Genomic DNA, 24,551 nt, shown 5'->3' with positions numbered 1-24,551 from the left:
TCCTTACTCTTGAAGTCAATGTTTCTATTATATCAGAATTCAGGGAAAATAGAAACTTTACAGAGACTAGACAGATAGTAAAATCCCATAGGATTTTTATCAGACTAACTTCCACTTGGATTAGCGGTGAAACTTAGTTTAGGAATTTACCGCAAAACCCCATCCAGATATAGATGGGACTTCTTACAATACTTAACGTGATTATCTAGTTGAATTATTTAAATCATAAAGAATCTCTAGTAAAGGTGTAATATTCCAAGTATAAAAATAGTTATTTTTTTCTTCAATCCATCTACTAAAGTAATTTGGAAATTCACTTTTGAACTTACTTTCCAATTCATCAATCGTTTTAATACCTAATTGTTCACAATAATTGACAATTTTAGAAATTCTATCATCTTTAAATTTTCCACCAGGATACCTAATTTCTATATTATGTTGATCATAATTTTCTTCAATAAAATTGATATAAGATTCACTTTCTAATAAGGCTGAAATACTTATAGAATCAATTTTTATACTTTTAGAATTCTCTTTGAATCCTTCTTCAACTCTATTAGTATATTCCTTTTCATATCGTTTAATTTCCATGAATTCATCGTCAGCTAACTCAATTAAACCAGCTAATCTTGAAAATCTTCTTCTAATTTTTTCAGGAACATCATTATCAGATTTATATCCAAAGTCATGTTCTATCTCCGCCCAAGCATGCTGCAAAATAGTCCTGATCTGAACTTCAAATTTTAATTCTTTATAATTAATATTTTCAGTTAATTCTGCTCTACTTCCTCCTAATTTTAAAATATAGTGTAAAGATACATAGCCAAATTTAGTAGGATCTTGAGTTTTTCGTTTATCAATAGAATTGTCCTGATCTAAATCAAATTCCTCTTCAAGCAAAGAAGCAATTTTATCTACATCGTCCGAAAAATATGTAATAATTCTAATTCCACAAATATCAGTTATTTCTGACAAACTGGAATACTTATAATCTTTAGTTTCAATTTTTTTGCTTAAACTTTCTCTATCTTTAATCCTTCCTTTAATTTCATGAATTTGTATTTTTTCATTTTCCATAAGACTTTTAATTGTCGCTTCGATATATTCTAAAAGTCTCTCGTAATTATTTTTAGTTGAATCAAATTGTGACAATATTTCTTTCAAATTTTTTTCCATAATTTTATATCTCTCAATATACTAGAACAATCCTAAAACGGTTCCATCGCTTTCAACATCCATGTTGAGAGCGGCAGGTCGTTTTGGAAGGCCTGGCATGGTCATAACATCACCTGTTAAGGCAACGATGAAGCCTGCACCCAATTTTGGTACCAATTCACGAATGGTAATTTCAAAGTTTTCTGGCGCTCCAAGTGCATTCGGATTGTCAGAAAAACTGTACTGAGTTTTAGCCATACAGATTGGCAATTTATCCCATCCGTTTTGAACGATTTGAGCGATTTGCGTTTGAGCTTTCTTCTCAAAGTTCACTTCGCTACCACGGTAGATTTCAGTGACAATCTTTTCAATCTTTTCTTGGACAGAAAGGTCATTGTCATAAAGACGTGTATAGTTGGCTGGATTTTCAGAGATAGTCTTAACAAGCGTTTCAGCAAGTGCTACACCACCTTCTGCGCCATCAGCCCAAACACTAGCCAGTTCAACTGGAACATCAATAGAAGCACAGAGTTCTTTCAAGGCTGCGATTTCAGCTTCTGTATCAGAAACAAATTCGTTGATAGCTACTACTGCTGGAATACCAAACTTACGGATATTTTCAACATGGCGTTTCAAGTTGGCAAAACCTGCACGAACTGCTTCTACATTTTCTTCAGTCAGAGCGTCTTTAACCTCACCACCATTCATCTTAAGGGCACGAAGTGTTGCGACGATGACTACTGCATCTGGAGACGTTGGTAAGTTTGGCGTCTTGATATCAAGGAATTTCTCAGCACCAAGGTCCGCACCAAAACCAGCTTCAGTAACTGTGTAATCAGCCAAGTGAAGGGCTGTGGTCGTTGCCAAGACAGAGTTACAACCATGAGCAATATTGGCAAATGGGCCACCGTGTACAAAGGCAGGTGTACCGTAAATTGTCTGAACCAAGTTTGGCTTAATAGCGTCCTTCAAAATCAATGCTAAAGCACCCTCAACCTGCAAATCACCAACAGAAACAGGCGTACGGTCATAGCGATAACCGATAATGATATTGGCCAAACGGTGTTTCAAGTCCTCGATGTCCGTTGCCAAGCAAAGAATGGCCATGATTTCTGAAGCTACGGTAATATCGAAACCATCCTCACGTGGAATACCGTTAAGAGGACCACCGAGTCCAACAGTCACGTGACGAAGGGCGCGGTCGTTCAAGTCCACAACACGTTTCCAGAGAATGCGACGTTGGTCAATTCCCAGCTCATTTCCTTGGTGCAAGTGATTATCAATCAAGGCAGAAAGAGCATTGTTGGCAGTAGTAATGGCATGCATGTCTCCAGTAAAGTGGAGGTTGATGTCTTCCATTGGAAGAACTTGAGCGTAACCACCACCAGCTGCGCCACCCTTAATCCCCATGACTGGACCAAGTGACGGTTCGCGGATAGTAATCATCGTTTTCTTGCCAATTTTATTCAAGGCATCCGCAAGACCAATGGTAATAGTTGATTTTCCTTCCCCTGCAGGCGTTGGATTGATGGCAGTAACCAAGATCAATTTCCCAACTGGATTGCTCTCAACTGCACGAATTTTATCAAAACTAAGCTTAGCCTTGTACTTTCCATACAACTCCAAATCGTCGTAAGAAATACCCAATTTCTCTACAACATCAACAATTGGCTTCAACTCAATACTCTGTGCGATTTCAATATCTGTTTTCATTCAAAACTCCTCTAGCCTCCAATGTGATAATTCATTATAACACAAAACAAGATTTTTAACATCCTTAAACCCTCTAAACGTTCGTAAATATCCCTGTTTTTAAGGTTTTTAGAGTCCTTTCTTAAATTTTATATGGCTTTATAGTTTGAAACTATAGTAGAGCTTCGTTTTTACCCAAAATTTATCACTTTTATTTTACTTACTGTTTATTTTTGTGTACAATAGTCCTATGAAAATTTTAGTCACATCGGGCGGTACCAGTGAAGCTATCGATAGTGTCCGCTCTATTACTAACCATTCAACTGGTCGCTTGGGGAAAATCATCACTGAAACCTTGCTTGCTGCAGGGCATGAAATTTGTTTGATTACGACAAAACGAGCTGTGAAGCCAGAAGCTCATCCCAACCTAAGCATTCGAGAAATTAATAATACCAATGATCTCCTTTTAGAGATGAAAGAGCAAATTCCGAATTACCAGGTCTTAATCCACTCAATGGCTGTATCCGACTACACTCCTGTTTATATGACGGGGCTTGAGGAAGTTCAGGCTAGCTCCAATTTGGAAGAATTTTTAAGCAAGCAAAATCATCAAGCTAAGATTTCTTCAACTGACAAGGTTCAGGTTTTATTCCTGAAAAAATCACCCAAAATCATCTCTCTAGTTAAGGAATGGAATCCTACTATTCATCTGATTGGCTTTAAACTGCTGGTTGATGTTACCGAAGATCATCTAGTTGAAATTGCTAGAAAAAATCTTATCAAGAACCAAGCAGACTTAATTATCGCAAATGACCTGACTCAAATTTCAGCAGATCAGCACCGTGCAATCTTTGTTGAGAAGGATCATCTTCAAACGGTTTACACCAAAAAAGAAATTGCAGAACTCCTCCTTGAAAAAATTCAAGCATACGATTCATAGAAAGGAATGCCATGGCAAATATTCTCATCGCAGTGACAGGTTCCATTGCCTCCTATAAATCAGCTGACCTAGTCAGTTCCTTGAAAAAACAAGGCCATCATGTCACTGTCTTAATGACTGAGGCTGCTACAGAGTTTATCCAACCGTTGACACTACAGGTCCTCTCTCAAAATCCTGTCCATCTTGATGTCATGAAGGAACCTTATCCCAATCAAGTCAATCATATCGAACTTGGAAAAAAGGCAGATTTATTTATCGTGGTACCTGCAACTGCTAACACTATCTCAAAACTAGCCCACGGATTCGCTGACAATATGGTGACAAGCACAGCGCTTGCCCTGCCAAACCACGTCAAAAAGTTAGTCGCACCTGCTATGAATACAAAGATGTATGACCATCAGGCAACTCAGGCTAATCTGAAAACATTAGAAACCTACGGGTATCAGCTGATTGCTCCTAAGGAATCCCCACTAGCCTGTGGCGATTACGGAAAAGGCGCCCTAGCTGACCTGAATACTATTTTAGAAAGAATAAAGGAAACCCTCGATGAACAAACGCTCTAACATTGCACCTATTGCTATCTTTTTTGCAACCATGCTCGTGATAGAATTTCTGAGCTCGCTTATCTTTAACCTTGTTCCATTGCCAATCAAACCGACCATCGTTCATATTCCTGTCATTATTGCCAGCATTATTTACGGTCCACGCGTTGGGATTACACTTGGATTTTTGATGGGACTACTTAGATTGACCATGAACACTATTACAATTCTACCGACAAGCTACCTCTTCTCTCCATTTGTACCAAACGGAAATATCTACTCAGCTATCATTTCCATTGTCCCACGTATTTTGATTGGTTTAACTCCTTATCTAATCTATAAACTAATGAAAAACAAGACTGGTCTGATTCTAGCTGGTGCCCTTGGTTCCCTGACCAATACTGTCTTTGTACTTGGAGGAATCTTCTTCCTATTTGGAAATGTTTATAATGGAAATATCCAAAAACTCCTAGCAACTGTTATCTCAGCAAACTCCATTGCTGAATTGATTATCTCAGCTATCCTGACTGTAGCAATTGTCCCACGTCTCGAAACCTTGAAGAAATAAAAATAATCTCCGCTTTCAAGCTTGAAGGTGGGGATTTTGCTCTGTATAGTTTGGATTTTTAGTGAAATGTTTACGAGACTTTAATTAAAAAATGACTTATAAACCTAAGTAAATCCTTGCTTTATTGTTTTCTTTATTGTACTATACTAGTGTATATACAGTAAAAAGGAGATTCTTATGAATACACGGAAAAAGACACAATTTATGACAATGACAGCCCTTTTAACGGCTATTGCAATTTTGATTCCAATTGTTATGCCTTTTAAGATTGTTATCCCACCTGCTTCCTATACTTTGGGGAGCCATATCGCCATCTTTATCGCCATGTTCTTGTCGCCCTTGATGGCAGTTTTTGTCATCCTAGCCTCTAGTTTTGGATTTTTGATGGCTGGCTATCCCATGGTTATCGTTTTTCGGGCCTTTTCACATATCTTTTTTGGTATTTTGGGAGCATTTTACTTAAAAAAATTTCCTGAAACCTTGGATAAACCAAAATCTTCCTGGATTTTCAACTTTGTTTTGGCTGTCGTTCATGCCCTTGCTGAAGTATTGGCCTGTGTCGTTTTTTACGCAACTTCTGGTACCAATGTAGAAAATATGTTTTATGTTCTATTTGTGCTAGTTGGATTTGGCACAATTATCCATAGTATGGTAGAGTATACATTAGCACTAGCTGTCTATAAAGTGCTTCGAAAACGCCGTTAAAAGGAAGAACTATGACAAAAGATCGCAAACAAGCCCTGCTCCAACTCTTGAAAGAAGCTCCTAAAGCTCTCAACGGCCAAAGTTTGGCGGAACATTTTCATGTCACACGTCAGGTCATTGTGCAGGATATTGCAATTTTGAGAGCCGATGGCGCTCCTATCCTATCCACTAATCGTGGCTACATCTATAAGCAAGTTTATGTCACTCCATATGTCCACAAACTTTTCAAAGTCAAACATGAAGTTGAAGAAATCGGTCAGGAACTCCTTGCTATCGTTGATAATGGTGGACGTGTTCAAAATACCTTGATTGACCATCCTGTTTATGGAGAAATTGAAACCTTGCTGAAACTGTCTTGTCGCAGAGATGTGCAACATTTTCTAGAACAAGTCGAGCATTCAGACTTTAGACCTCTGTCTGAATTAACAGATGGCACCCATTACCACCTAGTCGAAGCCGAAACACAACAAGACCTCCGCTATATCGAGGAGGCCTTGGAACAGCTAGGTTATTTAGTAAAGGATTAGAAAATTTTCTTTTCCCAATCGTCTTCTGTACGGCGAGGGTAGAAAAATTCAGACTTGTCAGGAGCTTCCATCATCTCCATCAAGGGTAGCATATCTATCATAGAGGATGGGGAAGAAGCCTTTAAAATTACAAAACGCATAATATCAAGTGTTGACAAACCTCGATACTATGCGTTTTATTATGGGGATATTTACTTCATTTTCTCCTGAAACTGAGTTTTTCTCCAGCCGCTTTTTACACTCAAAAGCTCAAATACTAACAATAATATTTAAAAACTACATTGAATGAAAATTAACAACTACCTACTTACTAAAAATATATCACCAGTTATGTTGATCAACATTATCCTTGGTCACAAGATAAATTGGAGAAACTGTTTCTTTTTCCAGTTTTTTCCCTTGATAATGATCGATTGCTGATTGAATAGCGATCTCACCCATCTTAGCTGGTTGCTGAGCAATAGTGGCAGTAATATCACCTTTTGCAATAGCGTCATGTGCATCTGGTTGGCCATCAATACCAACAATTAATACACTGCTAAGACCAGCTGCTTTTACTGCTTGTGCAGCTCCTAACGCCATCTCATCATTCTGTGCAAAGATTGCTTGTACTTCTTTGTTTCCTTGAATCATATTTTGCGCTGTATTCAAAGCTTTTGCGCGATCAAAATTAGCGGATTGACTAGAAAGAACATCTAAATGTGTCTTTGAAATTTGTTCAAATCCTTTACCTCTATCTACTGTTGCAGAAGCGCCAGGGACTCCTGATAATTCAAAAGTTTTTGCTTTTTCTCCCAATTGCTTGGTAATAAATTCGGCAGCCATTTTACCTGCTTCTACGTTATCAGAAGCAACAGTTGTCAAGACTTCACCACCATTACTACCGCGGTCAATTAAGATTACTGGAATGTTTGCATTATTAGCAGCTTTAATAGATGTAACAATTGCATCAGAATCAACTGGATTAATTAGTAAAGCATCTACATTTTGACTAATAAAATTTTGAATATCATCTGCTTGTCTAGCAGCATCATCTTGTGCATCTGCTATCTTCAAAGTTACTTCTTTTTCTCTTGTGGCTTTTTCAAGACCATCTTTCATAGCTACAAAATAGGGATTGTTAGTAGTCGAAATAGAAACTCCTAATTTTAAGTCTTTTGCCGACTTTTGAATCGTAGATTTATTATCATTTGATGAATTTCCTAAACCAGTTTTTCCACAAGCTACTAAAGCAAAAATAAATGTTACAAACAAAGCAAAAATGCTAATTTTTTTAATAATTTTCATGTTATTACTCCTCGTAATATATATCTATAGGGATAGTTTCAATCCCGATTATTGTACGTCATCTAATAAATTGTTACTATTTCCAAAAAAATTGAAAATGATTCTACTGTTTTACAACTTTAAAACGATCAATCAGAACAGCAATTAAGATTACAACTCCTTTTACTACTTGTTGCCAAAATGCTGAAACACCAATAATATTAAGTCCATTATTCAAAACTCCAATAATTAAAGCACCTATTAGAGTACCCAGTATACGACCTTTACCTCCAGATAAAGAGGTTCCTCCAAGAACAACAGCTGCAATAGCATCCATTTCATAACTAGCACCTGCTGTTGGTTGAGCAGAACTTAATCGTGATGTGATAATCAATCCAGAAATTGAAGCCATCATACCTGATATTGAATAAATGATAATTTTCACTTTATTTAATTTCACACCTGATATATATGCTGCTTTTTCATTCCCCCCTATAGCATATACAGATTTACCAAATGCTGTTTTATGAAGTAAAACATATAAAACAATAAATACAATAAACATAATAATTACAGGAAATGGAATTCCGACTATGTAACCTTGCCCCAAAAATTGAAATAAGAATGTATCACTTAATCCTTTTGTAATAGGATTCCCATTTGTATAAACAAGTGTTGCTCCCCTAAAAATAGTCATAGTCGCTAAAGTGACGATAAATGGAGCTAATTTCCCGTAGGAAATCAATAACCCATTCATCATACCTAGAATGCAACCCAAAATTAAAGAGATGAGAATTGCTAACGTAACAGGCATTCCAGATCCTAATAAACCAGCTGTTAGCGCACTGGATAAGGCTAAAATTGATCCTACTGATAAATCGATTCCACCTGTTAGAATAACAAAAGTCATTCCAAAAGCAATCAGTGCATTTGATGTTACTTGCAATAGTAAGTTTAACAGATTATTTGCTGTTAAAAAATTTGAATTGATAATAGTGATGACAGCCATTAAAATTATCAATGCTATTACTGTCGTCAATTCTGACATGTACTTCATAGTATTTTTCACACTATTGTCCTCCTGTAGCTAGTTGCATAACTTTTTCTTGTGTAGCTTCTCGGCGTGTTAATTCCCCACTAATTCTACCTTCATGCATGACCATAATGCGATCGCTGACTCCAATTACTTCTGGTAAATCTGAAGATACCATAATAATCGGCACACCTCGTTCAGCCAATTCATTCATTAATTGGTAAATTTCACGCTTAGCCCCAACATCTACCCCACGAGTTGGTTCATCTAGAATCAGTACTTTTGGTGCAATGCCTATCCATTTTGCTAAAACTACTTTCTGTTGATTACCACCGGAAAGTGTTCCAACTTCCTTATCTGGATAACCTGATTTAATTCGTAGCCTATCAATTAAACGTTGTACAAATATATCACTTGTTTTATTATCAAAAATGCCATTTTTAACAAAATCACGAGTACTAGGTAAAGTCATATTATCTTTAATAGAAAAATCTAAAATCAATCCCTCATCTTTACGATCTTCTGTTAAGAAACCAATTCCATGCTTAATTGCTTCAAAAGGATTTTTAATTATCAGTTGTTCTTCGTTTATTATAATTTGACCAGATTTTAAAAAATCAATTCCAAAAATTGCTCGCATTATTTCAGTACGACCAGCACCCATCAAACCAGAAAAACCAAGAATTTCCCCTTGACGTACATAGAAAGAAATATCCGTAAAAGCATCACCAAAAAGATTCTTAGCTTGAAAAACAATATTTCCAATCTCAGCCTTTTTTTCTGGATAGTAATCTTCTAATTCACGCCCCACCATCTTTTGAACTAATTCATCCGCATTACTTAACTTCGTTTTCTTGGTATCAATTACAAACCCATCCCTCATAACAGTTATAAGATCTGTAATCTTAAAGATTTCTTCCATCCGATGTGAAATATACACAACACCTACACCATCAGATTTTAATCCTTCTATCACTTTAAAAAGCGTTTCAGTCTCACGATCAGTTAAAGCTGCTGTGGGTTCATCCATAATTAACAAGGAAACTTCTGATAATAAACATTTTGCTATTTCTATCATTTGTTGTTGTCCGACTGATAATTGACCAATGATTGCATCGAGAGGAATAGAGATATTAAGACGTTTAAATGCTTCTTTAGCTTTCCTTTCCATACTAGCTTTATCTAGAAACCCAATCGAATTTTTAATTTCTCTTCCTAAAAAAAGATTATCAAGTACAGTCATATCTGGCCAAGTATTCATTTCTTGATGAATAAAACTCAGTCCAAACCGTTCTGCCTCTTGAGGATTAGAAAATGTTTTTTCTTTTCCATCAATAAAAATAGTTCCTGAAGTAGCTGGAAAAAGTCCAGTTAAAATATTCATTAAGGTTGATTTGCCTGCACCATTCTCTCCCATTAAAGCATGAACTTCTCCTGAATTAAGAACCAAATCAATACTTTCTAAAACACGATTATTCCCAAAAGATTTTGAAATGTTCTTCATTTCAATTTTCATAGGCAACCCCCTTCTAAATAATAACTCCTGATTGCAAGATTATATTCGAATATGGTGTATCTTCCCCAGTGCGAATAACTGCCTTAACTTTAGTATTCATAGCTTTCAATTCTTCATGACTAATATATTCAATAATTATATTCGATCCTAAAAGATCTAGAACTGCTTGCCACTGTTCTTTGTTTTTTTCCTTAATTTCTTCTGCTAAGAAAATTTTTTCAATAAGTACATGATCTGAATATTCTTTTAAAACTTCTAAAAAACTTGGACTACCTTTTCTTAATGCTAAATCAATTTTATCAACACCTTTTGGAACTGGCAATCCTAAATCTCCGATACAAACCAAATCCATATGACCTAAATCATCAGCTAGTTTTGCTATATTACTATTTAAAATCCCATATTTCTTCATATCCTGAATGCTCCTTTATTTCTTTCAAACTCAGCATGCCTCCTTGCGCTCCAAATCTTTGAACAGAAAGATGTGAAGCAATCGTTGCAAAGGACAATGCAACATTCATCTCTTTTCCTTTTGAGATAGCATAAGCAAAAGCACCATTAAACGTATCTCCTGCTCCTGTAGTATCAACTACTTCTGCTTTTATAGCAGGAATCTTATGAACTGCTGTCCCATCATAATAAATAGAACCTTCAACTCCTAATGTCACAATCATTTTATTAGGATACATTTTAATAATTTCTTCTAATTTCTTATCTGGAAAAAGCTCTGAACATTCATGCTCATTAGGAGTAATAAAATCACAAAAAGGAATCATCTCTAGGTCTGTTTCTCTAGCTGGTGCAGGATTGTAAAGCACCTTAACTCTATTTTCTTGACAAAATTTAGCTATAGATAAGTTGGCTTCATGTGGTATTTCATTCTGTAATACAACAACACTTGCATCACTAATCAATTCCCACTCATTTTTCCAATCATTTGTTTTAACTACATTATTCGCTCCGGGATAATAAATAATCCTATTATCACCTCCATATAAAGTAATTTGTGCAACCCCTGTAGATTGTGGTACCGTTCCCACATGTTCTGTAGAAATATTATTATTTTGCAGATTGCTTAGTAAATCTGCTGAAAAAATATCTTCTCCGACGTTTCCAAATATGTAAACATTATCTTCTACACTGGATAATCGACCAATAGCTACAGCTTGATTTGCACCTTTTCCACCTGGAGCTATATTAAACGAATCCCCAAAAATCGTTTCACCTCCTTCTGGAATCCTTTTTGTTCTCATAACTAAGTCCATTGAAATACTTCCAACAACAACAATTTTACTCATTACTTTCTCCTTAATGTATTTCTTTCTACGTATCTAACAGGTAGTTTAATTTTAGCTTCATCTATAGAGAACTTATTTGCCATATTATAGATTAGTTTTGCAGCCTGTTCTCCCATTTTATATGAAGATTGATGGATAGTTGATAAAGAAGGATAAATAAATTGACTAAGTATAATATCATCGTAACCAATGATTTGAATATCATCTGGAATTTTTTTCCCAATTGCTAAAATTTCATGAATATAAGCTATCGCATGAATATCAGAAGGTGCTATAATACTATCAATATTTGGATTTCTTTTTAGATTCTCTTTAGCTTCTTTTTGAATTTTTTCAAAGTCAAACGTTTCACTTTTTTCAATACAAATCTCTAAAGATTTATTCCTCAAATAGTTTAAACTTGCTTCAAATCGTTCCGCAATGTTCTCAGCTTTATCATCTAAAACTTTAATAATCATAACTTGCTTAGCGCCAGCATTCCAAATTGCTTTAGCAGCCAAACGTCCACCCAACTGATTATCAGAAAAGACACCGTAACCTGTATCTTTACTAATTCGGTCAACCACAACAACAGGTAATGATAAATCTGGATATTCTTTTGTGAAATCATGTGTAGTAATAATTCCGGCAGCATTTGTTTTTAGCAGCAAATTAACATATTCACTTAAAGAGTCCTGGTCTGAAATCGTACCAACCATAATTCTATAGCCCTTATCTTTTAAATAGGATTCAGCTCCTCGAACCAATCTTGGGAAAAAGGGATTAGAAATGTCTGGTAGTAAGAGTCCGACCATTTGATTTTTTTTAGTTTTCAAAGATTGTGCTAATACATTTGGTGTGTAATTTAATTTTTTGATAGCATTTTTTATCTTTTCTCTCGCATCATCTCCGACATAGCCTTTTTTCGAAATATATCTTGAAACTGTTGATTTCGATACTCCAGCTTCTTCAGCAACCTGTTTTATTGTAGTCATCATTCCTCCTTCTTACATTGTGGAACCGTTCCCTTATTCTATAGTAAGCGTTTTCTTTTGATTTGTCAATACTTTTCTAAAAATATTTTAAATTTATTTCAGAGTATATATATTTTCTACTAATCTATTATTACTATTAGACAGGAAACTAAGCAAGACCTCCACTATATCGAGGAGGCCTTGGAGCATCTCGGTTATTTGGTAAAGGATTAGAAAATTTTCTTTTCCCAATCGTCTTCTGTACGGCGAGGGTAGAAAAATTCAGATTTGTCCGGAGCTTCCACCATTTCCATCAAGGGTAGCATATCATAGGCCAGATCCAAGTTTGGAATCTGGTCTTTTTGCACCCAAGAAACTTCTCCTTCATCTGAAGAGCGAAGGGTACCAGAGAACTCCGTCGCCTTATAACAAATGACAATATAGCGCCCACCTGTATCTAATGACCAATTTTTAATACCGACCAGTTGGGGATTCTGAATCGTCAAACCAGTTTCTTCATAGATTTCACGGATAACTGACTCGGCAAAAGACTCGCCATTTTCTACATGACCTCCAGGAAAGGCATAACCAGACCAGCGATTAGTTTCAGGAGAACGATATTGCATGACTACACGCTTATTTTCTAGATCTTCGATTAGACAGATGTTGGTTAAAATGGTTGATTGGGCACGGGACATATTTTCTCCTTCTATGATTTGGTTAATACTTTTGTCATATTAAAAATTATATCTATTAGTCTTTTCCTAATATACTCAAAAATAGCTCCTACAAAAAATAATAAAAATGTTACTATCAAAATAATAATAGCAAACATAAATAATTCTTTCCCATCAATTAAGAAATTTATGCTAGGTAGAACTCTCCTGAAAATAAGAGGATGAACATGAAATAGATAAACCCCAATGTGAGCGGAGATAAAAATAGAACTATTTTTTCAAGTGAAAGTGGAATGTTTTTTATATTTAAGCATAATAAAAATATCAATATTCCTTGAAGAGTTACTGTCGGTGAACTATAACTCCTCCACTGTTCATAATTAAAGAAGTACAATACAAAGGTTAGACTTGTTAATAATAATATCCCAAAAATAACTTTCCATGATTGAAAATAGCTTTCATACTTAAATTTTCTGATTATAGCACCCACTATATAGAGTAATATCATCCATAGAACACTATAACCTCTCCATATTCCTAATGAATCTTGCTTGAAAATTGTAGGAATAATAGAGAAATATATAAATCCTCCTGTTATAATCGGAAGTAATAATTCTTTCTTCATTGTTAAAATTGCCTGATTTAATAATGGTGCTATTAACATTAGACCAAAATAACAACTCATATACCAATACTGACCGTTACTGATTGGGGTTAAGGCATAAAACCATTCAGTTGGAGTTACAGATAGTTTTGAAAAGACTGCAAAAGTTAATGTAATTGATATGGTATAAAAAATAATTTGTATCCAAAACTTAGACATTTTTTTATAACTAAACTGCGAATATAACCCCACATAACCACTAATTAAAACAAAAATATTAACAGCTGGATAAGAAAAAGCTTCTAAGATATTAGCAAGAAAATAATATATATCTTTTTGATACTCGACTTTATCTAAGACTCCTCCCATACCTAAAACATGCAAATTACAAATCATCAACATAGCTATAATTCTACAGCATTCAATCCCTATATATCTTGTTTTATTTGTTACCATATCTTCCTTATCTATTATCCTATAATGTTTGTTAATCCAACGCCTTGACTTCCAGCATCATATCACGAATCTGAGCTGCGAGTTCAAAGTCAAGCACTTCGACGGCTTCTTGCATTTGTTTTTCTAATTTCTTGACTAGTTCTTTGCGTTCTTGTTTGTTGAGGCTATTGATGTCGACTTCCTTGTCCTCTTCCTTAGCAACTGCCTTGGTCACGGCAATCAGGTCACGGATTTCTTTCTTGATTGTTTGTGGTACGATACTATGTTCTTCATTATAAGCCATCTGGATTTTCCGACGGCGGGCCGTTTCATCGATGGCACGTTGCATAGACTGAGTCATCGTGTCCGCATACATGATGACATGCCCTTCGCTATTACGGGCAGCACGTCCAATGGTCTGGATGAGTCCACGTTCGTTACGGAGGAAACCTTCCTTGTCAGCATCGAGAATAGCAACCAAGCTTACCTCAGGAACGTCAATCCCTTCACGGAGCAGGTTGATTCCGACCAAGACATCAAAGACACCCAAGCGCAGGTCACGGATAATCTCTGTCCGCTCCAAGGTCTTGATATCCGAGTGCATATACTTGACCTTGATGCCCATTTCCTTGAAGTAGTCGGTCAAATCTTCTGCCATTTTCTTGGTCAAGGTGGTGATAAAGGTTCGTTCATTCTTTTCAACACGGACATTGATTTCACCTAAGAGATCATCAATCTGTCCCATAGTCGGACGGACTTCCACCTCAGGATCCAAAAGACCTGTCGGACGAATGATTTGCTCAATCACTGTCTCGGTCTGTTCATTTTCATAGTCACCTGGTGTCGCTGAAACGTAAACAATCTGGTGCACATGGCTTTCAAACTCTTCACGACGGAGAGGACGATTGTCCAAGGCCGACGGCAAACGGAAACCATAATTAACCAGCATTTCCTTACGAGAGCGGTCTCCATTGTACATGCCCTTGATCTGCCCCATAGTCATGTGACTCTCGTCAATCATGATCAAGAAATCATCTGGGAAGAAGTCGAGAAGCGTATAAGGAGGCTCTCCTTCGCTGCGTCCATCCATATGACGTGAGTAGTTTTCGACACCATTTGTATAGCCCATCTCACGTAGCATCTCAATATCATACTCTGTCCGCTGTTTCAAACGCTGGGCTTCTAGCAGTTTGCCTTCCTTCTCAAAGACAGCTAACTGCTCTTCTAATTCTGCCTGAATTTTGGTAATGGCAACTTCCATATGGTCGTCATTGGTCACAAAGTGAGTAGCTGGGAAAATCGCCAAATGATCCACTTCTCCCAACACCTGACCTGTCAGAGCATCCACTTCACGGATACGGTCGATTTCATCTCCGAAAAATTCTACTCGAAAGGCGTGTTCATCACGGGAAGCTGGGAAAATCTCCACTACATCCCCACGCACACGGAATCTTCCACGTTGAAAATCAATATCATTGCGCTCAAACTGGATATCGACCAAGTCATTAAGCAGTTTATCACGAGAAATTTCAAGACCTGGACGCAGACTAACGACACTATCAGCGTATTCCTTGGGTGAACCCAAACCATAGATACAAGAGACTGAGGCTACGACGATGACATCATTGCGCTCAAGAAGGGCTGAAGTCGCTGAGTGGCGGAGCTTGTCAATCTCATCATTGACAGAGCTGTCCTTTTCAATATAGGTATCGCTAGAAGGGACATAGGCCTCTGGCTGGTAATAGTCATAGTAAGATACAAAATACTCAACAGCATTCTCAGGGAAAAATTCCTTAAACTCCCCGTAGAGCTGGCCTGCCAGAGTCTTATTGTGAGCGATGACCAGAGTGGGTTTATTGACTTTGGAAATGACCTGACTCATGGTATAGGTCTTCCCTGTACCCGTCGCCCCCATCAGAATCTGAGCTTTTTCTCCACCTTCGATATTATCAACCAACTGCTCAATTGCTTGGGGTTGATCTCCTGAAGGTTCATATTTTGATACTAGTTTAAATTTATTATCTGTAATTCGATTAATCATGATTGCCTCATCTGCATTTTTCTATCTTTCTATTTTACCATAAATTTGCCTTTCAGACTCTTCTCCAAACTGATAAGAAAGAGCATCCTATGTTATATTTCCTTACATGAAATTCATAAAATTTGCCTTTTTTTACTTTTTCTGATATAATGGGAAAATATTCGGAAAAGGAGACTAAAAATGAAGAAAAAATTTCTAGCATTTTTGCTAATTTTATTCCCAATTTTCTCATTAGGTATTGCGAAAGCAGAGACGATTAAGATTGTATCTGATACCGCCTATGCACCTTTTGAGTTTAAAGATTCAGATCAAACTTATAAAGGAATTGATGTTGACATTATCAACAAAGTCGCTGAGATTAAAGGGTGGAACATTCAGATGTCCTATCCTGGATTTGACGCAGCGGTCAATGCGGTTCAAGCTGGTCAAGCTGACGCTATCATGGCAGGGATGACAAAGACGAAAGAACGTGAAAAAGTCTTCACCATGTCTGATACTTACTATGATACAAAAGTTGTCATTGCAACTACAAAGGCACACAAAATTAGCAAGTACGACCAATTAACTGGCAAAACCGTTGGTGTTAAAAACGGAACTGCCGCTCAACGTTTCCTAGAAACGATTAAAGATAAATACGACTTTACCATTAAAACATTTGACACTGGTGATTTGATGAACAACAGCTTAAGTGCTGGTGCCATCGATGCCATGATGGATGACAAACCTGTTATCGAGTATGCCATTAACCAAGGGCAAGACCTCCATATTGAAATGGATGGGGAAGCTGTAGGTAGCTTTGCTTTCGGTGTTAAAAAAGGAAGCAAATACGAGCACTTGGTTACTGAATTTAACCAAGCCTTGGCTGAAATGAAAAAAGATGGTAGTCTTGATAAAATCATCAAGAAATGGACTGCTTCATCATCTTCAGCAGTGCCAACTACAACTACTCTTGCAGGCTTAAAAGCTATTCCTGTTAAAGCTAAATACATCATTGCCAGCGATTCTTCTTTTGCACCTTTTGTTTTCCAAAATTCAAGCAACCAATACACTGGTATAGATATGGAATTGATTAAGGCAATCGCTAAAGACCAAGGTTTTGAAATTGAAATCACCAACCCTGGTTTTGATGCCGCTATCAGTGCTGTTCAAGCTGGTCAAGCTGATGGTATCATTGCTGGTATGTCTGTCACAGATGCTCGTAAGGCAACTTTTGACTTCTCAGAATCATACTACACTTCTAATACTATCCTTGGGGTCAAAGAACCAAGCACCATTGCTTCTTATGAAGATTTGAAAGGGAAGACAGTCGGCGTTAAAAACGGAACTGCTTCTCAAACCTTCCTAACAGAAAATCAAAGCAAATACGGTTACAAAATCAAAACCTTCGCTGATGGTTCATCAATGTATGACAGTTTAAACACTGGTGCCATTGATGCCGTTATGGATGATGAGCCTGTTCTCAAATATTCTATCAGCCAAGGACAAAAATTGAAAACACCAATCGCTGGAAGTCCAATCGGAGAAACAGCCTTTGCTGTTAAAAAAGGAGCAAATCCAGAATTGATTGAAATGTTCAACAACGGACTTGCAAACCTTAAAGAAAACGGTGAATTCCAAAATATTCTTGACAAATACCTAGCTAGCGAATCTTCAACTGCTTCAACAAGCACTGTTGACGAAACAACTATCTGGGGCTTGCTCCAAAACAACTACAAACAACTCCTTAGCGGTCTTGGTATCACTCTTGCTCTAGCTCTTATCTCATTTGCTATTGCCATTGTCATCGGTATTATCTTCGGTATGTTTAGCGTTAGCCCATACAAATCTCTTCGTCTTATCTCTGAGATTTTCGTTGACGTTATCCGCGGAATTCCATTGATGATTCTTGCAGCCTTCATCTTCTGGGGAATTCCAAACTTCATCGAGTCCATCACAGGTCAGCAAAGTCCAATTAACGACTTTGTAGCTGGTACCATTGCCCTATCGCTCAATGCGGCTGCTTATATCGCTGAGATTGTTCGTGGTGGTATTCAGGCCGTTCCAGTTGGACAAATGGAAGCCAGCCGAAGCTTGGGTATCTCTTATGGAAAAACCATGCGTAAGATTATCCTGCCACAAGCAACTAAATTAATGTTGCCAAACTTTGTTAACCAATTTGTTATCGCTCTTAAAGATACAACTATCGTATCTGCTATCGGTCTGGTGGAACTTTTCCAAACTGGTAAGATCATCATCGCCCGTAACTACCAAAGTTTCAAGATGTATGCAATCCTTGCTATCTTCTATCTTGTAATTATCACACTTTTGACTAGACTAGCGAAACGCTTAGAAAAGAGGATTCGTTAATGGCAAAACTAAAAATTGATGTAAATGATTTGCATAAGTATTATGGACAAAACGAAGTTTTAAAAGGAATTACGACTAAATTCTATGAAGGAGATGTTGTCTGTATCATCGGTCCTTCTGGTTCTGGTAAATCCACTTTCCTCCGTAGCCTTAACCTTCTCGAGGAGGTAACGAGTGGTCACATCACTGTGAACGGTTATGACTTAACTGAAAAAACAACCAACGTTGACCACGTCCGTGAAAATATCGGAATGGTGTTCCAACACTTCAATCTCTTCCCTCACATGTCCGTTCTAGAGAATATCACTTTTGCTCCTATTGAACACAAACGAATGACCAAAGAAGAAGCTGAGAAATTGGGGATGGAGTTGCTTGAAAAGGTTGGACTAGCAGATAAGGCTAAGGCCTGTCCAGATAGCCTATCAGGTGGTCAAAAACAACGTGTGGCCATCGCTCGTGGACTAGCAATGAATCCAGACATCATGCTTTTCGACGAACCAACTTCTGCTCTTGACCCTGAGATGGTCGGAGATGTACTGAATGTTATGAAGGAATTAGCGGAGCAAGGCATGACCATGATTATTGTAACCCACGAGATGGGATTTGCTCGTCAGGTAGCCGACCGCGTCATCTTTACTGCAGATGGCGAGTTCCTAGAAGACGGAACACCTGATCAAATCTTTGACACCCCACAACACCCTCGTCTAAAAGAGTTCTTGGACAAGGTCTTAAACGTATAAAACGAAAGTGTGAGGTTCTCCTTACACTTTTTTATTGCGTATTGGATTTTTGATTTTTTTGAAAATTATGATAAAATAAAAGCTATGACAATGAGAAAATCTCATCCCTAGTCCAACTAGGAAAAAATATAGAAATTAGGTAGCTAGATGTCATCAAAGGTTATTGTTACAATTTTCGGTGCGAGTGGAGATTTAGCTAAACGCAAACTCTACCCTTCCCTTTTCAGACTCTATAAATCAGGCAATCTCTCTGAGCATTTTGCAGTTATCGGAACGGCTCGTAGACCTTGGAGTAAGGAATATTTTGAATCTGTAGTTGTCGAGTCCATCCTTGATTTGGCAGATAGTACCGAGCAAGCCCAAGAATTTGCTAGCCACTTCTACTATCAAAGCCATGATGTGAATGATACGGAACATTACATTGCTTTGCGCCAATTACAAGCTGAGCTGAATGAAAAATACCAAGCTGAACACAACAAGCTCTTCTTCTTGTCTATGGCACCCCAGTTCTTTGGAACCATTGCCAAGCACCTCAAATCTGAAAACATTGTCGATGGCAAAGGTTTTGAGCGCTTGATCGTTGAGAAACCATTTGGTACAGACTACGAAACAGCAAGCAAACTCAATGAAGATCTCCTTGCGGCCTTTGATGAGGAGCAAATCTACCGTATCGACCATTACCTAGGCAAAGAGATGATTCAGAGTATCTTTGCTGTTCGTTTTGCCAATATGATCTTTGAGAATGTTTGGAATCGCGAATATATCGATAATGTTCAGATTACCTTTGCGGAACGTTTAGGTGTTGAAGAACGTGGTGGCTACTATGATCAATCTGGTGCCCTTCGTGATATGGTACAAAACCATACTCTACAACTCCTCTCTCTTCTAGCCATGGACAAACCAGCTAGCTTTACAAAAGATGAGATTCGTGCTGAAAAGATAAAGGTCTTTAAAAACCTCTATCATCCAACTGAGGAAGAATTGAAAGGACAGTTTATCCGGGGTCAATATCGCTCTGGTAAAATCGATGGCATGAAATACATTTCCTATCGTAGCGAACCAAATGTCGATCCTGAATCTACAACAGAAACCTTTGCATCTGGTGCCTTCTTTGTAGATAGCGATCGCTTCCGTGGTGTTCCCTTCTTCTTCCGTACAGGGAAACGCCTGACTGAAAAAGGAACTCATGTCAATATCGTCTTTAAGCAAATGGACTCTATCTTTGGAGAACCATTGGCACCAAATATCTTGACCATCTATATCCAACCAACAGAAGGCTTCTCTCTTAGCCTCAATGGGAAACAAGTCGGTGAAGAATTTAACCTAGCACCAAGCTCTCTGAATTACCGTACAGATGCTACTGCTACTGGAGCCTCACCAGATCCATACGAGAAATTAATCTACGATGTCTTGAACAACAACTCAACCAATTTTAACCACTGGGATGAGGTAAGTGCTTCTTGGAAATTGATTGACCGTATTGAAGAACTCTGGGCTGAAAACGGTGCTCCACTCTACGATTATAAAGCTGGAAGCATGGGACCACAAGCTAGCTTTGACTTACTTGAGAAGTATGGAGCCAAATGGACCTGGCAACCAGATATCGCCTATCGTGAAGACGGCCGTTTAGAATAGCAAAAATATCCTGCAAGATCGACTTGCAGGATATTTATTTTGTATTAAATCAAGCCTTCTAAGAGACCCTTCATAAAGTTTTCTGAGTTAAATTCACCTATATCATCAATTTTTTCACCGAAACCAATCAATTTTACAGGGATATTGAGTTCTTCACGAATTGCCAGAACGACACCACCACGGGCAGTTCCATCAATCTTAGTCAATACAATTCCTGTTAAAGGAGTGATTTTTGAAAATTCTTTGGCCTGTACAAGAGCGTTTTGACCTGTTGATGCATCAAGAGCTAAGAAGGTTTCATGGGGCGCTTCTGGTACAACACGTTTGATGATACGTCCAATCTTTTCCAACTCAGCCATGAGGTTATCCTTATTTTGCAGACGACCAGCAGTGTCAATCATAAGAATATCAATACCTTCAGCCACGGCACGTTCCATGCCATCAAAGACTACACTGGCTGGATCAGCTTTTTCAGGTCCAGTCACAACGGGAACATCCACACGTCGACTCCATTCAGCTAGCTGGGCAACAGCTCCAGCACGGAAGGTATCTGCCGCAACCAACATGACCTTCTTGCCAGCTTGTTTGTAGCGATGAGCTAATTTCCCGATAGAAGTTGTTTTCCCAACACCATTAACTCCGACAAAGAGCATGACGGTCAAGCCGTCTTGGAAATGGATTTGTTCATCGTAGTTGCCATCCTTTTCGTAGAGCTCAACCAATTTCTCGATAATGACACGACGAAGTGCGTCAGGTTTCTTAGCATTTTCGAGTTTAGCTTCATAGCGTAGTTCTTCTGTTAAGTTTGAAGCGACCTGCACGCCGACGTCGCTCATGATGAGCAGTTCTTCCAATTCCTCGAAAAATTCTTCATCAACAGAACGGAAGTTGGCAAAGAAGGCATTCAAACGAGCACCGAATCCCGTACGCGTTTTCTTGAGACTGCGGTCATATTTTTCCTGAACGGTTTCTTCAACCTGAGGAAGCTCTTCTTCAGTTTCTACAGTTTCTTGGTTCTCTTCTTCTAGAGCTTCTTCTGTCTCTTGGATTTGCTCCAGTTCATCAGCTTCTAGCTCAGGCTCCTCTTGGTCTGTTTTCTCGACTGCTTCTGGTTCAATAACTTCTTCTGTCGAGACCTGAGGAATTTCTTCTTGAGCAAGTGTTTCTTCCACTTTGTCCCTTACTGTTTCTTCCTGAGAAGTTTCTTCGACTGCCGTTTGGGTTTCTTCAACCTCTTCTGACAAATCAAGATTTTCTAGAGCTTCTTTTACAACATCTTCAATTTTCGGCTCTTCCTTTTTCCCGAATAGACGGTCAAATAATCCCATATTCTAATTCTCCTTTAGCACGTATTCTTCGATAGCCCAGGCAACGGCTTCCTCGTCGTTGGTCATCGGGGTAATCACATTGGCAACTGCCTTAACCGCTGGAACTGCATTTTGCATGGCAACTCCCAGACCTGCCCACTCAATCATGGAAAGGTCATTGGCCTCGTCCCCACAAGCCATGACTTGACTTTGGTCGATTCCCAAGTGTTTAATTAATTTCGCTAAACCTGTTGCCTTGTGGACATTTTTCGGCGACCATTCCAATAAGAGTTCACGCGATTTGAAGATTTCATATTGGTCAAACAATTCTGGAGAAATCTGTTGAATCGCTACATCCAAAGGTTCTTGGGCAAAGGCAGTCACACATTTATTATATGTCATCTGACTAGATAGATCCTCAAAAGCGACTGGTACAAAAGTCAAGGCTGGGTTGAACTTAGCATAGAGACTTTCTTGGTCCGATTGGATTTGATAGACTGTTCCTTCTGAAATGGCATCTAACGGAAGTCCGAGTTTTTCAGTTTCCTCGTACAAGCGTGCCACATCGTCGATTGAAAAGACGGTTTTATCGAGAATCTCTCCTGTATTTTTCTGTACCAGACCACCATTAAAGGTGATGGTGTACTCGTCCTCTTGACCGTCAGTCCCTAGCTCATGGAGAAAGAAATCCATAGCCTTTAGAGGACGACCCGTTGTCAGCACGACCTTGATGCCACGGTCACGCGCAGCTTTGAGGACCGCCTTGGTACGATCTGTCAGCTTTTTATCCGTTGTCAGTAAAGTACCATCCAAATCCAATGCAATCAATTTAATATCTGCCATTACAAACCCTCCATATAAGCTATCACTGACTGGTCCTTATGATGGCCAATCACTGTCTCTGCTAATTCTAAAATCTCTGGTCGTGCATTTTCAGGAGCGATTGGGTGTCCCACAACCTGCATCATGTGAAGGTCATTGAGATTATCGCCAAACGCCATAACCTGATCCATGGTTAGACCAAGTTTTTTTGCCAGCTCAACAATAGCCACACCCTTATCAACATAGTCTAAGACAATATCGATGGATTCAAAACCTGTGGTCATAGCATTGACTCCAGGAACGTTTTTGTTGACCCAGGCCTCACCAGCTTCTATCGTTTCTTCAGTAAAGTTAGTGGTGAATTTAAAAATCTCATCCGTGATATCTTCCAAGCTCTCTACTTTTTGAATGTTTTCATTGTAGTGACGGCTAAACATGAGATAGGTCTCATCCACTGTATCCAAAACATAACAAGCTTTTTTCCCAGTCAGAAGCATTTTTCTTTCATCAAAATAAGGCGATTTCTTTAAAGCTTCAAAAGTGCTCAAGTAAAAATCCTGAGACATAGTAGCCTCGTACATATCCTCGCCATGAAACTCAACATAGCTCCCATTTTCAGCTATAAAAATCACATCATCACGCACATCCGCAAATAGCTTTTTCAGGGACAAGATACCGCGACCCGAAGCCACAGCAAAGTAAATCCCCTTTTCCTTGTAGGTAACAAGTACGTTTTGGAGGCGTTCCATATCAAACCGACCCTCTCCATCTAGAAATGTTCCATCCATATCTGTTGCTATCAATTTAATCATAAAATCCTTCGTACTCCAATTGATAAATCTACCCTCTATTATACCATAGATAAACTGAAAAAGGACTAGCACAGTAGGATAGCACTACTTTTCGGAGAAACTTCAAAGGGCTTAAAAATTAGAATTGTAGAACTTTTTTCAGATAGTTTAAAAAGTTTGTATTCCCCTACTCTTTTCTCTATAATGGAGAGAAAGGAGATGACTATGACAAAAATAAAACATGAAATTGATGTAAACTTTGCAGGACGACTCAATATCCTGCGCGCGGGTGTTCTCAGTGCCAATGATGGGATTATTTCCATCGCTGGAGTCGTTATCGGGGTTGCCAGTGCGACAAGCAATATTTGGATTATCTTTTTATCTGGATTGGCCGCTATCCTCGCTGGTGCTTTCTCTATGGCTGGTGGCGAATATGTCTCTGTATCCACTCAAAAAGACACGGAGGAGGCTGCTGTCGCTAGAGAGCAATTACTCTTAGATAAAGACATCGAATCTGCAAAACAATCCCTCTATGCTGCTTACCTTCAAAATGGTGAGTGTGAAACGTCTGCCAAACTCTTGACCAACAAGGCCTTTTTAAAAAATCCACTCAAAACCCTTGTCGAGGAAAAATATGGGATCGAGTACGAAGAGTTTACCAATCCTTGGCATGCTGCTATCTCTAGCTTTATCGCCTTTGTACTGGGAAGCCTTCCTCCTATGCTTTCGATTACCGTCTTTCCAAGTGACTATCGCATTCCTGCTACTGTTTTTATCGTAGCCCTTTCCCTTCTCGTCACTGGCTATACCAGTGCTAAACTAGGCAAGGCTCCTACGAAAACAGCTATGATCCGCAACCTCTGTATCGGACTTCTGACCATGGCAGTGACTTACCTGTTTGGACAACTCTTCAGCATTTAAGATAAAAGAAATACCTCGATAAACATCGAGGTATCTT

The 24,551-nt window shown here is 38.2% G+C and carries 23 protein-coding genes and 1 pseudogene; 9 read left to right on the top strand and 15 right to left on the bottom strand.

What is annotated here, in order from left to right; all coding sequences use genetic code 11:
* Positions 1–201: 201 nt before the first annotated feature.
* The gene (locus OVN21_RS05520) at positions 202–1,176 is read right to left on the bottom strand and encodes a GTP pyrophosphokinase (protein WP_267247611.1); all 975 of its coding nucleotides are present in this window, start codon (positions 1,174–1,176) and stop codon (positions 202–204) included.
* Between the two features lie 21 nt (positions 1,177–1,197).
* A complete protein-coding gene (locus OVN21_RS05515; RefSeq protein WP_267247610.1) occupies positions 1,198–2,868 on the bottom strand; it encodes a formate--tetrahydrofolate ligase in 1,671 nt (556 codons plus the stop codon).
* A 229-nt stretch (positions 2,869–3,097) separates the two neighbouring features.
* Here OVN21_RS05515 and coaB point away from each other — a divergent pair, with 229 nt between their 5' ends.
* The 5 genes from coaB (at position 3,098) to OVN21_RS05490 (ending at position 6,129) form a co-directional block, all read left to right on the top strand.
* Positions 3,098–3,787, top strand: a complete 690-nt coding sequence (gene coaB / locus OVN21_RS05510) for a phosphopantothenate--cysteine ligase (protein WP_267247609.1) — start codon at positions 3,098–3,100, stop codon at positions 3,785–3,787.
* 11 nt (positions 3,788–3,798) lie between these two features.
* Entirely contained in the window at positions 3,799–4,350 is a 552-nt protein-coding gene (coaC, locus tag OVN21_RS05505; RefSeq protein WP_267247608.1) for a phosphopantothenoylcysteine decarboxylase, read from the top strand.
* Entirely contained in the window at positions 4,334–4,897 is a 564-nt protein-coding gene (locus tag OVN21_RS05500; RefSeq protein WP_267247607.1) for an ECF transporter S component, read from the top strand. The genes coaC and OVN21_RS05500 overlap by 17 nt, the downstream gene beginning before the upstream one ends.
* 177 nt (positions 4,898–5,074) lie before the next feature.
* The gene (locus OVN21_RS05495; RefSeq protein WP_267247606.1) at positions 5,075–5,602 is read left to right on the top strand and encodes an ECF transporter S component; all 528 of its coding nucleotides are present in this window, start codon (positions 5,075–5,077) and stop codon (positions 5,600–5,602) included.
* A gap of 11 nt (positions 5,603–5,613) precedes the next feature.
* Entirely contained in the window at positions 5,614–6,129 is a 516-nt protein-coding gene (locus OVN21_RS05490; protein ID WP_267247605.1) for a transcription repressor NadR, read from the top strand.
* Here OVN21_RS05490 and OVN21_RS05485 read toward each other — a convergent pair.
* From OVN21_RS05485 to uvrB, 10 genes and pseudogenes are all read right to left on the bottom strand, one after another.
* Positions 6,126–6,224: pseudogene (locus OVN21_RS05485) on the bottom strand (NUDIX hydrolase); the annotation flags it as partial. The gene OVN21_RS05490 and the pseudogene OVN21_RS05485 overlap by 4 nt on opposite strands.
* Before the next feature lie 226 nt (positions 6,225–6,450).
* Positions 6,451–7,416, bottom strand: a complete 966-nt coding sequence (locus OVN21_RS05480) for a substrate-binding domain-containing protein (RefSeq protein ID WP_267247604.1) — start codon at positions 7,414–7,416, stop codon at positions 6,451–6,453.
* Positions 7,417–7,519: 103 nt separating this feature from the next.
* Positions 7,520–8,464, bottom strand: a complete 945-nt coding sequence (locus tag OVN21_RS05475) for an ABC transporter permease subunit (protein ID WP_023938584.1) — start codon at positions 8,462–8,464, stop codon at positions 7,520–7,522.
* A gap of 1 nt (position 8,465) precedes the next feature.
* Entirely contained in the window at positions 8,466–9,944 is a 1,479-nt protein-coding gene (locus OVN21_RS05470) for a sugar ABC transporter ATP-binding protein (RefSeq protein WP_267247603.1), read from the bottom strand.
* A gap of 13 nt (positions 9,945–9,957) precedes the next feature.
* Positions 9,958–10,356 carry a D-ribose pyranase gene (gene rbsD / locus OVN21_RS05465; RefSeq protein ID WP_000759835.1) on the bottom strand — a complete coding sequence of 133 codons (399 nt, stop codon included), beginning with the start codon at positions 10,354–10,356 and terminating at the stop codon, positions 9,958–9,960.
* The gene (gene rbsK / locus OVN21_RS05460) at positions 10,331–11,242 is read right to left on the bottom strand and encodes a ribokinase (protein ID WP_267247602.1); all 912 of its coding nucleotides are present in this window, start codon (positions 11,240–11,242) and stop codon (positions 10,331–10,333) included. Before rbsK ends, rbsD begins: the two co-directional genes overlap by 26 nt.
* Complete coding sequence (locus OVN21_RS05455; protein ID WP_267247601.1) at positions 11,242–12,216, bottom strand: LacI family DNA-binding transcriptional regulator; 975 nt, start codon at positions 12,214–12,216, stop codon at positions 11,242–11,244. The genes rbsK and OVN21_RS05455 overlap by 1 nt, the downstream gene beginning before the upstream one ends.
* 209 nt (positions 12,217–12,425) lie before the next feature.
* Entirely contained in the window at positions 12,426–12,893 is a 468-nt protein-coding gene (locus OVN21_RS05450; protein WP_267247600.1) for an 8-oxo-dGTP diphosphatase, read from the bottom strand.
* A 166-nt stretch (positions 12,894–13,059) separates the two neighbouring features.
* Complete coding sequence (locus tag OVN21_RS05445; RefSeq protein WP_267247599.1) at positions 13,060–13,932, bottom strand: acyltransferase family protein; 873 nt, start codon at positions 13,930–13,932, stop codon at positions 13,060–13,062.
* Between the two features lie 31 nt (positions 13,933–13,963).
* Positions 13,964–15,952 carry an excinuclease ABC subunit UvrB gene (gene uvrB / locus OVN21_RS05440; RefSeq protein WP_267247598.1) on the bottom strand — a complete coding sequence of 663 codons (1,989 nt, stop codon included), beginning with the start codon at positions 15,950–15,952 and terminating at the stop codon, positions 13,964–13,966.
* A gap of 180 nt (positions 15,953–16,132) precedes the next feature.
* Here uvrB and OVN21_RS05435 point away from each other — a divergent pair, with 180 nt between their 5' ends.
* The 3 genes from OVN21_RS05435 to zwf all read left to right on the top strand — a co-directional run bounded on the left by OVN21_RS05435 (position 16,133) and on the right by zwf (position 20,673).
* Positions 16,133–18,298 carry an ABC transporter substrate-binding protein/permease gene (locus OVN21_RS05435; RefSeq protein ID WP_267247597.1) on the top strand — a complete coding sequence of 722 codons (2,166 nt, stop codon included), beginning with the start codon at positions 16,133–16,135 and terminating at the stop codon, positions 18,296–18,298.
* Positions 18,298–19,038: an amino acid ABC transporter ATP-binding protein gene (locus OVN21_RS05430; protein WP_267247596.1), complete on the top strand. Its 741-nt coding sequence runs from the start codon at positions 18,298–18,300 to the stop codon at positions 19,036–19,038. Before OVN21_RS05435 ends, OVN21_RS05430 begins: the two co-directional genes overlap by 1 nt.
* Before the next feature lie 147 nt (positions 19,039–19,185).
* The gene (zwf, locus tag OVN21_RS05425) at positions 19,186–20,673 is read left to right on the top strand and encodes a glucose-6-phosphate dehydrogenase (protein ID WP_267247595.1); all 1,488 of its coding nucleotides are present in this window, start codon (positions 19,186–19,188) and stop codon (positions 20,671–20,673) included.
* A 44-nt stretch (positions 20,674–20,717) separates the two neighbouring features.
* On the opposite strand, the gene ftsY is transcribed toward zwf, so the two are convergent.
* From ftsY to OVN21_RS05410, 3 genes are read right to left on the bottom strand one after another with little or no spacing between them, the layout of a single operon-like run.
* A complete protein-coding gene (ftsY, locus tag OVN21_RS05420; RefSeq protein ID WP_267247594.1) occupies positions 20,718–22,001 on the bottom strand; it encodes a signal recognition particle-docking protein FtsY in 1,284 nt (427 codons plus the stop codon).
* Between the two features lie 3 nt (positions 22,002–22,004).
* Positions 22,005–22,823 (bottom strand): Cof-type HAD-IIB family hydrolase, encoded by an 819-nt coding sequence (locus OVN21_RS05415; protein WP_267247593.1) that lies wholly within the window; start codon positions 22,821–22,823, stop codon positions 22,005–22,007.
* Entirely contained in the window at positions 22,823–23,614 is a 792-nt protein-coding gene (locus OVN21_RS05410) for a Cof-type HAD-IIB family hydrolase (RefSeq protein ID WP_267247592.1), read from the bottom strand. The genes OVN21_RS05415 and OVN21_RS05410 overlap by 1 nt, the downstream gene beginning before the upstream one ends.
* A 204-nt stretch (positions 23,615–23,818) precedes the next feature.
* Between OVN21_RS05410 and OVN21_RS05405 the strand changes: the two genes are divergently transcribed.
* Complete coding sequence (locus OVN21_RS05405) at positions 23,819–24,514, top strand: VIT1/CCC1 transporter family protein (RefSeq protein ID WP_267247591.1); 696 nt, start codon at positions 23,819–23,821, stop codon at positions 24,512–24,514.
* Positions 24,515–24,551 lie beyond the last annotated feature (37 nt).

Origin of the sequence: Streptococcus sp. Marseille-Q5986 (assembly GCF_946902915.1) — a bacterium.
In the GTDB taxonomy this organism is placed as follows: domain Bacteria; phylum Bacillota; class Bacilli; order Lactobacillales; family Streptococcaceae; genus Streptococcus.
The sequence above is the reverse complement of the archived record's forward strand: the minus strand, read 5'-3'. Positions and strand labels throughout refer to the sequence as shown.